This is a genomic window from Pseudomonas sp. HS6 (genome assembly GCF_023375815.1).
Lineage (GTDB): Bacteria > Pseudomonadota > Gammaproteobacteria > Pseudomonadales > Pseudomonadaceae > Aquipseudomonas.
Window position 1 is genome coordinate 1,120,314 of record NZ_CP067412.1, and the last position, 11,836, is coordinate 1,132,149.

Here is an 11,836-nt window from a genome sequence, read left to right on the forward strand (position 1 = left end):
AATTACAGCAGTCCTGCCTGGGTCATCAGCTCGACGGCTTTCTTGCTGTCGAGCTTCGATGCGTCGACTTTTGGCGCGTCCAGATCCTTCAATGGCACCAGTTTGGCGTTGGATGCTGCGTCCTTGCCCACGGCGTATTCAAAGGAATTGCCGGTGCGCAGAATTTCCTGGCCTTGTTTGCCAGTGACGTATTGGAGGAATTTCTGAGCTTCTTCCTGATGTTTGCTGGACGCCAGCACACCACCACCGGAAATGCTCACGAACGCGCCCGGGTCCTGATGCTTGAAGTAGTGCAGGGCGGTGTTCTTGCTGTTTTCGCCGGTCTTGGATTGATCGACGAAGTAGTAATAGTGATAGATCACGCCGCTGTCGATCTGCCCGGCGTTGACCGCTTTGAGCACGGAGCTGTTGCCACGGTAGGCGGTGAAGTTGGCTTTCATGCCCTTGAGCCATTCAAGGGTGGCGGCTTCGCCTTTCTGTTCCAGCACGGCGGCGACAATGGCCTGGAAATCCGCACCGGCAGGGGAGGCGGCCCAGCGACCTTTCCAGGCTGGGGAGGCGAGGTCCGTCAGGGATTTTGGCAGGTCTCTTTCCGCCAGTTTGGCCGGGTTATAGACGAACACGGTGGAGCGAGCGGCGATGCCGACCCACTGGCCGTGCGCCGGACGATAGGCTGCCCCCACCTGTTCAAGGGTGGCCGGCGCGACCGGGGCGAACAGCTTGGCGTTGTCCACCAGCACCATCGCCGGGGAGTTTTCCGTCAGGAACACGTCAGCCGGAGAGGACGCGCCTTCCTGCACGATCTGGTTGCCCATTTCCGTGTCGTCGCCGTTGCGGATCGTCACCGGGATCCCGGTTTCTTCGGTGAAGCCGGCGACCCATGCTTTGGTCAGGGTTTCATGCTGGGCGTTGTAGACCACGATGCCAACGGAGTCGGCGGCAAACACCTGGCCGGCAGCGAGCAGCGCCGTCGCCAGGACAGCGTGCTTGAGAAAGGACGGAATGGATGAACTCATGACGGGGCAGCTCCTGTTTTTTAGACGTTATGGGCAACCGTTCGCAGGGTTTTCAATGCGAATGATTTGCATATGTTGGCTGGCTGGCAATGTAGAGAGGCAAATGAGAAAAAAACGTCAAACAAACCGTTAATACATGTCATTGCCATTCAGGTTAGCAGTCACTTGGCGGGGACGCCGGGCGAACCCGGCGTTGTCTTTCAGGAGCCTTGGGGGAGGTAGGCGACGCTTTGATCTTCGCGGCCGTGGAACAGCTGTTCGCCCCGTGTGGGCGTGGTGGTGATGACCTGATGATCGTGGCTGAGGTTATTCAGCGGTATGGGATCGCCGGTTCGGTACTGCGCGACGAAAATGGTCCGTTGCGGGTCCCAATGCCGGCCGCTGGTGCGCTCCAGCCACTCGAACATCGCGGCGGCATCGCCGTCACGGGGGAAATCCCGGGTTTCCGGCACGTAGTAGAACGGTGCGCCGCCAGTCTGCAGGTACATCGGAACCTTGTTGTCCACCTCGACCATGACCATATGCCACTGACTCAATGGCGCCTTTTGGCTGGCTTGCAGGCGCACGGTCTCGCCAAAACGGATCGCGCCGCCACCGCTGTTGGTCCACGGATAAAGCACGCCGAGAATGCCGGCCAGCAGGACAGTGGCCACGCCGAAGCCTATTTTCAGTCCACGCCCGCCGAACGGGCTTTCGGCATTACGCGCGGCCATGCGTCTGGTGATCCACCAGGCCCCGAGCAGTTGCGCGAACGGCACGAGCGGCAGCACGTAGTAACTGCGCCGACTGCCGCTGGCGGTGAAGAACAGCATCAACAACCCCAGGCCCTGAATCAGCCAGCGGGTGTCCGGTTCGATGTGTTTCCAGTTACGCGCGGCAACCCACAAAGCGATGATCCAGCACGGCGCCCAGGGCAGGGTATAAACCGGCAGATACAACAAATAGGTGTAGATCGGGCCGATGTTGTCGAACGGCTGGAAAAACCGCACGACGTTTTCCCGCAAGACCAGCCCCAGGCCGCTTTCCCCGTAGCTCGGTGCGCCGTAGAGGTGGGACAGCAGGAACGGCGTCATATAGAACGCCCCAGCTACCACCAACGCCGCGAGCAGGCGCAGGTTGAGATGGCGCTTCCAGCGGCCTTCATTCAGTAGATGCGGCAACAGCACCAGCCCCGGCAGGATAAAACCGATCAGGCCTTTGAATAAAGAAGTCAGGGACAGCAAAACGCAGAACACTAAATAGCGTGAAAACCGAGTGTCATCCGGCCCGCGCCAGTACCACCAGACCGCCGCCAACACGCCGCACACCGTCAGGATGTCGGCCGTGGCGACCCGTGCCCAGAACACGAAATAGAACGTGGTCGCCAGCATCCACCCGGCGATCAGGCCGGTGCCTTTTCGAAACAGGCGCTCGCCCAGCAGGTACACCAGCCACACGCTCAACCACGCGGAGACCACCGAAGACAGGCGCAACGACCAGTGATCCAGGCCACCGGTCAACCAGGCAGTCGCGGTGATCAACCAATACGACAACAACGGTTTGTCGTAGTAGGGATCGCCCTTGAGGTACGGGTCGAAGTAATCGCCGCTTTGCAGCATCTGCAACGCGATGTTGGCCCAGCGGGTTTCCGCGCCCCAGAGTTCTCGGCTGCCCAGACCGAGCAGCAACATCAGGGCGCTGGCCGCCAGCAGGAGCAGCAGGGCGCCCCGTTCGTTGTTGCGCAAGGTCATGGTTTGATCTGCGGGAATATGAAGATTTGCAGATTGCCGCGCCGGTAATGCTTGCCGTCCACCGGCAGCAATCCGACTTCCTGCTCTTCTTGAGTACTGTTGACGCGCAAGACCACACCGACCGCGCCTTTTTTACGCGCATCCGTCATCCATTCCCCGACGCTTTCCATACTGACCTTGCGTGATGCCATGGCAGGGTCTTCGAGGCCGTATTTCAGTTCGCCAACGGTGTTGAACAGATCCACTTGCGGCCGCTTCAAGCGCCACGACAGTGCGGAGGCCGCGCCCAGGTCGTTGCTCAGCAGGGACGTGGTTTCACTCAGTTCCTGTTGATGCTCGGCAATGAACTGGTCAGGCATCTTGCTGTTGACGATCTGCGCCGGCATGGCCGCAGGCAGCAATGCCACCAGCAGACCGATACCCAGCGCCGGCATGGCCCATAACGTCAGTGGTCGCAGCACCTGCAAGGCGTTGGCGATGATCCAGCCCACCAGCACGATGTACACCAGCGACAGGCTGAACATCTCGGTGTTTTCGTAGATTTCCTTGGTCGCTTGCAGATAAAACAGTGCAACCAGCGCCGCACTGGCGATGATGGTGTTGATCACCCCGTTCAGGCGCAGGACGCGGCCACTGTTCTGATTCAGCCAGTTGACCACGGTCTGTCCCATCAACAGCGCGACGGGAAGCAGGCACGGCATGATGTAGGTCGGCAGTTTGCCGCTGCTCAGGCTGAAAAAGACCAGTGGCAGCAGGAACCACAACGCAAGGTAGGCGGTTTTCGCCTCACGCTTTTCGCGCCACGCCCGCAGGAGCGTCGAAGGCAGCAGTACCGCCCACGGCAGGGTGGAGGCAAACAGCAATGGCAGGTAAAACCACCACGGGCGGGCATGTTGCGCGGCATCGCCGGCGGCAAAGCGACGGATGTGCTCGTGCCAGAAGAAGAACCTCCAGAAGTCAGGTTCCCGATAATGAACAGCCAACACCCACGGCAGGCTGATCAGCACGCAAACCACCACAGCGACCAGTCCGTAACGCACCAGTTCGCCGAAACGGCGTTGCCAGATCATGTAGGGCAGGGCGATCAGCACCGGCAGCAGCAAGGCCAGAAAGCCCTTGGTCATCAGGCCCATGCCACACGCGATACCGAGCAGCGCCCAGCCACCCAGGCGGGCGCGAGGGGTCTCGCTGTCGATGGCAAACCATACGGCGACCATGCTCAGGTTGACCCATAAGGTGAACTGCGGATCGAGGTTGGCATAACCGGCCTGACCGGCAATCAGCCCGAAACTCATATAAAGCAGGGCGCTCGCGGCGCTGATGCGCGGGTTGTTCCAGAGCCGGCGGGCCATCAGGTAGGTCAGCCAGACGCTGGCGCCGGTACTCAGCGCCGAAGCGATACGCACGCCGAACAGGTTGTCACCGAAAATCGCCTGACCGATCGCAATCATCCAGTAACCGGCGATCGGCTTCTCGAAATAACGGATACCCATGAAATGCGGGGCAACCCAGTTGCCGCTGAGCAGCATTTCCTGGCTGATCTGGCCGTAGCGGGTTTCATCGGGGATCCACAGGCCGTGAGTCATCAACGGCAGCAGGTAAAACACCACGAAAGCCAGAATCAGGCCGGGGATGGCCAGACGTTCGAAAGTTGTGGGTTGTGAAAAATGACGGGCAGCGTGTCGGAGCGGGTTGTTTTCAGACGTCATGACAGAGCCTTGGTACCGAACGAAGTTCTTGTGTCGATGACCAGCCCGGCGCGTTCCTGAGCGAGCGTGTCATCGTGTTGAATGAATGCAGGTGTCGGGCATTTCCTGTATCCAGAGAACTGTCGTACCTCCAGGCCGAAGTTCTCGCGATATAGCCAAGCTTAAAAAAAACAGTTGTCCAGTAAAACGGGGGCAGATACATCTCTCATTACAAAATAATGAAAACTGCTCTTGGCTAGTTGAAAAAAAGTTCAGCCTTGTCGGCCCGATCCAACTAAAGCATTAATGACTATTGAGTTGGGACCAGGCGTCGGCATTCAGGATGCCCAGCACTTTAAGTTGCCCCTTGTCATCGATGCGTACGAACAGGGTGCTGCCGTAATCGGCGGCGATCGCGTGGGGGAAACCGGTCTGCTTTTCAAAATCGCTGATGCAGCCGCTGTGGGTGACCAGCACCATATTGCGTTGCGCCACTTTGTGCGCCACCACGTCGTTGCGCAGTGAAGCACCACAGGACTCAAGCCAGATCTGGGCGGCGGCGTCCTGGCCGAACATGGCACGCGCTGTTTGCACGGTACGCGTCAGCGGGCTGGTGAACACCTGAGCCTGCTGCATGCCCAGTGCCACGAAGCCTTTGCCCACCAGCGCTGCAGAGTCGTTGCCGGCCTGAGTGATACCGTCGGCCGGGCCCAGGCAAAGATTGTCGGAACGGTCGCAACGTTCGGCATGACGCACCAGAGCAACGACTTCGCCGGCCTGCCAGGCCTTGGTCAAATCAGCCTTGGCCGCATGGCCGGCCTGGCCCAGATCGATGGGCGAACGGGTCATCCAGACGAAGCCGCTGACCAGCGCAATGACCAGCAACGAACCGAGGATGGTCAGCAGTCTTCCCAGTCGCAGCGTCCGGCGTTGTTTATATGTCGCTGTTAATTGCATCTGTCGCTCCACGGCATGCCCCTTGACGTCGCAGGCGAGATTGGCCGGCGATTTAACCAACTTTTATAGTTTTGAACTTGAATATTGGCTGAACATTACGTTTGTGCACGTTGGGGGGCAGTGAAGAACATGTGAAAATTTTGCGAGAGTTGAAAACGCGCAATTAATCGGGTGTTTGATAACCAGACTCAAATACCCTTTTTTTACCGGTCTGGCTTAACAAATGTTTATGTTTGCGGTGAAGCTGCGCAGGTTCGGTCAATGTCGCGGCGCTCGCCTGTTTTTGACCGCGAAGTCTGAAATCGGCAGTGGAGTCATCGACCCGAATGGATCTCAAGCAAAGCCTGACGAAACGGATCGTCATTGTGTTCGCTTTGATGAGCGCCCTGGTCGCCGGGGTGTTTGCGCTGGGCATCGTTGCCGCCGTGCATGTGGTCGAGCACAAGCTGGCCACCAGCTCCCTGAGTGGCGGCCTGCACAGGTTGCTGGCGATGGATGACATCAATCGCTGGAGTCATCAGCCGGAAAAGAGTGAATTGTTTTTCTTCGAAGGCGGCTCCGGGCCCATGGCACTGATTCCGTCATTGGCGGCGCTGTCACCCGGATTCCAGGAAATCATGTTCAACGGCGACGATTTTTTCGCGATGGTCGAGGTGGTCGGCGGGCGCAAATACGTGCTGCTGCGTGATCAGGAAAGCCTCGAACAACGCGAGCGGTTGCTGTTCATCGTGGTCTTGGTCGGTTTTCTCCTGAGTATCCTGCTGGCGATCATGCTCGGTCGGCTGTTGGCGCGGCGCGTGATGGCGCCGGTCATTCGTCTGGCACGCCAGGTTCGCCACCGCGATCAGCTGTTGATGCTGGCGCCACCGCTGCACCCGGACTATGCGGCGGATGAAGTGGGGGAACTGGCGTTGTCGTTCGATCAGACGCTGGGGCGTTTGCGCGAAACCCTGAGCCGCGAAAAACTGTTCACCAGCGATGTCAGCCATGAACTGCGCACGCCGTTGATGGTGCTCGGCGGCTCCTGCGAGTTGTTGCTCGCCAATCCGTCGCTGGATTCCCGTTCAACCGCGCAGGTCAATCGCATCGCCCGGGCCAGCCATGAGATGCGTCAACTGGTCGACACCTTCCTGATGCTGGCTCGCGCCGAGGATGATGCCGGCAACGATATTTGCGTCACGCTCAAGGAAGTTGCGGATGCTCAGTGCGAGATTTGGGGCCGACTGATCCGCGAAAAGGGACTGGCGTTTTTCTACGAGGTGGATCAGCCCTGTATGGAGCGTTTCAACCTGACGTTTCTGCAATCGGTGATGGGTAACCTGCTGCGCAATGCCTGGCATTACACCGATCGGGGTTTTGTCCGGCTGACGTTGAAGGGAAGCGGCTTTGTGGTGGAGGACAGCGGCATCGGCATTCCGGAAGAACAGCGTCAGGCCGTGTTTCAGCCTTTCGTGCGCGGTGACGAAGGCCGGGGAGAGGGCCTTGGGCTGGGGTTGTCGCTGGTGCAGCGGATCTGCAAGCGACAGCAATGGCAGGTGAACCTGAGTACGGGCGAATCCAACGGTTGCCGCTTTAGCGTGGCGCTGAACCCGGCCACTCAGGACGCCGGCGGACAGCCGCGTCCATTGCCCGCAGCCTGAGTAATCTGCGCTGCGAGGCGCTTGACGTTGTTCTGTTGTGCAATCACCAGTTCGTCGATGCTCGGCCCGGACGGCGTTTGCAGGACTGAACGGCAGGTGAGCAGCCCATTGTCGGATTCACCGGCCGAACGTAGCCGCCATTTGGCGTCGATCAGCGCGTATTGCCCGGGAATCGAATCGAAACGTTGTACATCGATGCGCACCGAAACTTTACGCGACCCGCCGGCGTTGCTCAGTTGATCCACCAAGGCACTGCGCAACTCATCGGCCAGGCTCGCCCCCCACCATTCAGTTTCAAGAATCGCCAGGCCACTGTTGCCCTGGCGGATGACGATCTGCGGCCGGTCGACCTGCGGCGGTACGCTGACGCCTTCAATCGCGATGTCCGAGCCCGATCTGCCCGCCGCCGGTTGTGCCGGGGTCAGGGTGTGAAAGCTGATCGGGTCGCTGCGGCAGGCACCCAGCAGCAGGCACGCAGCGAGCACGGTGAACTTCAGCGGTAAAGCCATGGGACAGCTCCTGTGCTCAATTGCGCGGCGGTCCTTTGAGATCCAGCGGCGCTGCGTTGTCGGGGCGACCGCGAATCAGCGATTCCGGATGACGGCCCAGGTAATCCGACAGTTCACGCAACGAACGCGACATGCGTCCGAGTTCGTCGAGGGTCTGGGTCAGTTGTTCGCGTTGCGGCGAATCTTCGGCCAGGGTCGAACTGGCCGATTGCAAGGTCTTGCTCACGTCCGCCAGGGTGCTCTGAACACCGGGCAGGGTCTTGGCGTTGAATTGCGTCAGGCCTTTGCGCAGTTCCACCAGATTGCTGTCGAGATTGCCGGCGATGCGTTCCACCGGCAGCTTGTTGAGTTTGTCGAGCATGGCTTCGAGCTTTTCCTGCAACTGTTCGAGGCTGCCGGGAATGGTCGGAATGACGATCGGACGAGCCGTCGGGTCAAACGCGACTTTCTCGGCCTTGGGGAAGAAGTCCAAGGCGATGTACAGCTGGCCAGTGAGGAGGTTGCCGCTACGGGCCTGGGCACGCAGGCCGTTGTCGACGAAAGTGCCGATCAGGCGCACAGCGGCGCCTTCGTCGTCAGGGTTGTGGTTGAGCACCTTGAGCATTTTTTCATGGGCCCGGCCGAGTCGCTGCGGGTAGATCACGATGCCGACATTGACCGGGAAGCTGCGTTTTTTCTCGTCGAAATCCAGGTTGACGCTCACTACACGGCCGATTTCCATGCCGAGGAATTCCACGGGCGCATCGACCTTGAGGCCGCGCATTGCCTGATCGAAGCGCAGGCTCAGGTACTGCGGTTTGCCGGCGGGCGGGGCGAGGGCGGTCTGCTGGTCTTCGAACAGGTCGAAGGCTTTTTCGTCCGCTGCAGCCACATCGTTGGGGCTGTAATCCGGCGCGCGGAAGGCGATGCCACCGACCAGCAAGGTCGACAGCGATTCGGTTTTCACCGCAAAACCATTGGCGCCGACGTTCACGTCTATACCGCTGGCGTTCCAGAACCGGGTGTTCTCGGTGACGAAGGCATCGTTTGGCGAATGGATGAACACTTCGATATTCACTCCTTTGCCATCGGGATTCAGCGCATAGGCCACGACCTGGCCGACCGGAATCTTGCGGTAATAGACCGGGGAGCCGATGTCCAGCGAGCCCAGATCCGAGGAATGCAGGTTGAAGCGTCTGCCCGGCTCGCCATAGGTGATCGGTGGCGGGTTTTCCAGGCCTTTGAAGTGTTTGGCGCGACCGTCGGACTGGCCGATATCGGCACCAATGTAGTCGCCTGAAAGCAGGGTATCGATGCCCGACACGCCGCCGGCGCCGATGCGCGGCCGTACCACCCAGAACTTCGAATCCTCACGGGTAAAGGTTTCGGCCTGCTTGGCCAGTTTGATCGTGGCGTTGACGCTTTTCTGGTCGTCGGCCAGCTCGACGTCCGAGACCTGGCCAACCACCACGTTGCGGTATTTGACTTCGGTCTTGTTGGCGGTCAGGCCGCTGCCGGTCTTGAAGGTGACGACGATCGTCGGGCCTTCCTGCATCAGGTTGTGTACCACCAGTGAAATGCCCACCAGCACCGCGACAATCGGCACGATCCACACCAGCGAAATGCTGAAACGCCGGGTCTTGATCGGTGCCTGGCCGGGTGCTCGCGGTTGATCGGCGGCTGACGACTCCATCCATGACCTCCAGAGTGTGTTGGGCACTGAGCGTCAGGAACGCAAAAGCACTTCATCAATATAGAAGTGCTTTGCGATAGAGCAAATGTGCAGGTCGCTTCAACCCGCGAGGGTCAGCCGAGCATTTCCCGCAGGCGATACCAGAACATGCCCAGTGCCAACAACGGCGAGCGCAGCGCCGGGCCACCGGGGAAGGTCATGTGCGGCACGCCGCTGAACACATCCATGCCTTGGCTGTGCCCGGCGTGAATCGCTTCACCCAGCAATTTGGCGCACCAGTGCGTGACGTTCAGGCCATGGCCGGAATAGCCCTGGGCGTAAAACACGTTCGGGTGCTGTTTCAGTCGCCCAACCTGTGGGAAGCGGTTGGCGGTGATGCCGATCTTGCCGCCCCATTGGAAGTCGATGCCTACGTCCGCCAGTTGCGGGAACACCTTGAGCATCTTCGGTCGCATGTACGCGGCGATGTCTGCCGGATCCTTCCCGGAATAGTGGCAGGCACCGCCAAACAACAAACGGCGATCTGCCGAGAGCCGGTAATAGTCGAGGCCGACCTTCTGGTCGCAGAGCGCCAGATTCTGCGGGATCAGTTCGGTAGCGCGCTCTTTGGACAAAGGCTCGGTAGCGATGATGTAGCTGCCCGCCGGCAGTACTTTACCGCTGAGCTGTTGCTCGAGTTCGTCCAGGTGCGCGTTGCAACCGAGCACCAGACTGCCGGCGCGCACCGTGCCCGAGGCACAGCGCACTTGTACTGTCGCACCGTGGATGATTTCCAGCACCGGGCTCTGCTCGAAGATCCGCACGCCAAGCGATGCCGCCAGTCGCGCCTCGCCCTGGACCAGATCGAGCGGGTGCAGATGACCTGAACCCATGTCGATCAGGCCACCTTTATAGACACCCGAATTGACCACTTGCCGACGCATGTCTTCGGGGCCGATCAGGCGCGTTTCGTGGGCATAACCCGAGGCTTCGAGGCTTTCCTGTTCGGCCTTGAACGCCTCGAATTGCGCCGTGGTGTTGGCCAGTTCGCAGAAACCCCAGCGCAGGTCGCACTCGATGGCATGGTCTTCGATGCGCCGGCGTACCAGTTCCACCGAATCGACGCCGGCCTGTTGCAGGTAGCGCACGCCTTCTGCGCCGACATGCCGGGCGAAGCCCTCGACTTCATGGCCGATGCCACGGATCAACTGGCCGCCGTTGCGCCCGCTGGCGCCCCAACCGATGCGCCGGCCTTCAAGGAGCACCACCGAGAGGCCACGCTGGGCCAGCTCGATGGCGGTGTTGACGCCGGTGAAGCCGCCGCCGATCACGCAGACATCGGCGATCAGGTCGGCCTCAAGTGGAGGGTAGGGCGTGCTCGACCGGGCCGACGCGGCGTAGTACGAGCGGGCATGTTCCTGGGTGTACTGATTCATTTGTTCGACTTCACTTTGCTCCAGGAACGGGTCATCAGACGCATGATCGACTGGGGCGGGGTGGTGGAAATGTAGAGTTTGTCGAGCACTTCCTGAGGTGGATAAACCTCAGGGTTGCTGACCAGTGCGACGTCCATGTATTGCTTGGCCGGCGGGTTCGGGTTGGCGTAGCCGACCGAGGCGCTGACCTTGGCGATCACTTGCGGATCGAGCAGGTAATTGATGAAGGCGTGGGCTTCCTTGGTGTTGCCGGCATCGGCGGGAATCGCCAGCAGGTCGAACCACAGGTTCGCGCCTTCCTTGGGAATCGCATAGGCGATGTTCACGCCGTTGTTTGCTTCCTTGGCGCGGTTGGCGGCCTGGAACACGTCGCCGGAGTAACCGAAGGCCACGCAGATGTCGCCGTTGGCCAGGTCCGACACGTACTTCGAGGAGTGGAAATAGGTGATGTACGGACGGATGCTCAGCAGCTTGGCTTCGGCTTTCTTGAAGTCTTCCGGGTTTTCGCTGCGCGGGTCCATGCCCATGTAATTGAGGATCGCCGGGAACACTTCGTCGGCCGAGTCCATCATCGACACGCCACACTGGGTGAGTTTTTTCAGGTTCTCTGGCTCGAACAGCACGGCCCAGGAATCGATGTGGTCGATGCCCAGCACCTGTTTGACCTTGTCGACGTTGTAGCCGATGCCGTTGGTGCCCCACAGGTACGGCACCGAGTGCTCGTTGCCCGGATCGTTTTTCTCAAGCAGGGCCAGCAGTTTCGGATCGAGGTTCTTCCAGTTCGGCAGTTGCGAGCGATCCAGCTTGAGGAACGCGCCGGCCTTCACTTGACGGGCCAGAAAGTGGTTGGACGGCACCACCACGTCGTAACCGGTGCGACCGGCGAGCAGTTTGCCTTCGAGGGTTTCATTGGAGTCGAAGACGTCGTAGATCACCTTGATTCCACTCCCTGCCTGGAAGTCGGCGAGGGTGGTCGGGCCGATGTAATCGGTCCAGTTGTAGACGCTGACCTGGGGTTGGGCTTGCGCACCTGCGCTGCACGCCAGGGCCAGAGCGGCGGGGATCAGGGATTTCAACAGACGCATATCGACACCTCTTCGAATTATTGGATTTTTCAGGTGAGCACGGTCCCTTGTGGGAGCTGGCTTGCCAACGATAGCGGTGGGTCAGTCGATAGAGATGTTGACTGTGCCGCCGCCATCGCTAGCA

The 11,836-nt window shown here is 60.0% G+C and carries 9 protein-coding genes; 1 reads left to right on the forward strand and 8 read right to left on the reverse strand.

The window, feature by feature from the left end; translation table 11 throughout:
* Positions 1-2: 2 nt before the first annotated feature.
* The 4 genes from JJN09_RS05215 to JJN09_RS05230 all read right to left on the reverse strand — a co-directional run bounded on the left by JJN09_RS05215 (position 3) and on the right by JJN09_RS05230 (position 5,391).
* On the reverse strand, positions 3-1,016 hold the full coding sequence (locus JJN09_RS05215) for an iron ABC transporter substrate-binding protein (protein ID WP_249486058.1): 1,014 nt from the start codon (positions 1,014-1,016) through the stop codon (positions 3-5).
* Positions 1,017-1,216: 200 nt separating this feature from the next.
* The gene (locus JJN09_RS05220; RefSeq protein WP_249486059.1) at positions 1,217-2,746 is read right to left on the reverse strand and encodes a glycosyltransferase family 39 protein; all 1,530 of its coding nucleotides are present in this window, start codon (positions 2,744-2,746) and stop codon (positions 1,217-1,219) included.
* Positions 2,743-4,455: a lipid IV(A) 4-amino-4-deoxy-L-arabinosyltransferase gene (gene arnT, locus JJN09_RS05225; protein ID WP_249486061.1), complete on the reverse strand. Its 1,713-nt coding sequence runs from the start codon at positions 4,453-4,455 to the stop codon at positions 2,743-2,745. The genes JJN09_RS05220 and arnT overlap by 4 nt, the downstream gene beginning before the upstream one ends.
* A 282-nt stretch (positions 4,456-4,737) precedes the next feature.
* Positions 4,738-5,391 carry a histidine phosphatase family protein gene (locus tag JJN09_RS05230; protein WP_249486062.1) on the reverse strand — a complete coding sequence of 218 codons (654 nt, stop codon included), beginning with the start codon at positions 5,389-5,391 and terminating at the stop codon, positions 4,738-4,740.
* 326 nt (positions 5,392-5,717) lie between these two features.
* Here JJN09_RS05230 and JJN09_RS05235 point away from each other — a divergent pair, with 326 nt between their 5' ends.
* Positions 5,718-7,031 (forward strand): HAMP domain-containing sensor histidine kinase, encoded by a 1,314-nt coding sequence (locus JJN09_RS05235; protein ID WP_249486064.1) that lies wholly within the window; start codon positions 5,718-5,720, stop codon positions 7,029-7,031.
* On the opposite strand, the gene JJN09_RS05240 is transcribed toward JJN09_RS05235, so the two are convergent.
* From JJN09_RS05240 to JJN09_RS05255, 4 genes are all read right to left on the reverse strand, one after another.
* Entirely contained in the window at positions 6,989-7,540 is a 552-nt protein-coding gene (locus JJN09_RS05240; RefSeq protein ID WP_249486065.1) for a membrane integrity-associated transporter subunit PqiC, read from the reverse strand. The two genes, JJN09_RS05235 and JJN09_RS05240, sit on opposite strands and share 43 nt — an antisense overlap.
* Positions 7,541-7,556: 16 nt before the next feature.
* On the reverse strand, positions 7,557-9,212 hold the full coding sequence (locus tag JJN09_RS05245) for an intermembrane transport protein PqiB (RefSeq protein WP_249486066.1): 1,656 nt from the start codon (positions 9,210-9,212) through the stop codon (positions 7,557-7,559).
* Between the two features lie 113 nt (positions 9,213-9,325).
* Positions 9,326-10,627, reverse strand: a complete 1,302-nt coding sequence (locus JJN09_RS05250; protein ID WP_249486067.1) for an FAD-binding oxidoreductase — start codon at positions 10,625-10,627, stop codon at positions 9,326-9,328.
* Entirely contained in the window at positions 10,624-11,712 is a 1,089-nt protein-coding gene (locus JJN09_RS05255; RefSeq protein WP_192558052.1) for a polyamine ABC transporter substrate-binding protein, read from the reverse strand. Before JJN09_RS05255 ends, JJN09_RS05250 begins: the two co-directional genes overlap by 4 nt.
* Positions 11,713-11,836: the final 124 nt, after the last annotated feature.

What these genes read in the sequence shown, in the direction of transcription:
- JJN09_RS05215 (WP_249486058.1), bottom strand. Translation starts at nt 1,016, where the DNA reads ATGAGTTCATCCATTCCGTCCTTTCTCAAGCACGCTGTCCTGGCGACG.
- arnT (WP_249486061.1), bottom strand. Translation starts at nt 4,455, where the DNA reads ATGACGTCTGAAAACAACCCGCTCCGACACGCTGCCCGTCATTTTTCA.
- JJN09_RS05240 (WP_249486065.1), bottom strand. Translation starts at nt 7,540, where the DNA reads ATGGCTTTACCGCTGAAGTTCACCGTGCTCGCTGCGTGCCTGCTGCTG.
- JJN09_RS05255 (WP_192558052.1), bottom strand. Translation starts at nt 11,712, where the DNA reads ATGCGTCTGTTGAAATCCCTGATCCCCGCCGCTCTGGCCCTGGCGTGC.
- JJN09_RS05250 (WP_249486067.1), bottom strand. Translation starts at nt 10,627, where the DNA reads ATGAATCAGTACACCCAGGAACATGCCCGCTCGTACTACGCCGCGTCG.
- JJN09_RS05230 (WP_249486062.1), bottom strand. Translation starts at nt 5,391, where the DNA reads ATGCAATTAACAGCGACATATAAACAACGCCGGACGCTGCGACTGGGA.
- JJN09_RS05245 (WP_249486066.1), bottom strand. Translation starts at nt 9,212, where the DNA reads ATGGAGTCGTCAGCCGCCGATCAACCGCGAGCACCCGGCCAGGCACCG.
- JJN09_RS05220 (WP_249486059.1), bottom strand. Translation starts at nt 2,746, where the DNA reads ATGACCTTGCGCAACAACGAACGGGGCGCCCTGCTGCTCCTGCTGGCG.
- JJN09_RS05235 (WP_249486064.1), top strand. Translation starts at nt 5,718, where the DNA reads ATGGATCTCAAGCAAAGCCTGACGAAACGGATCGTCATTGTGTTCGCT.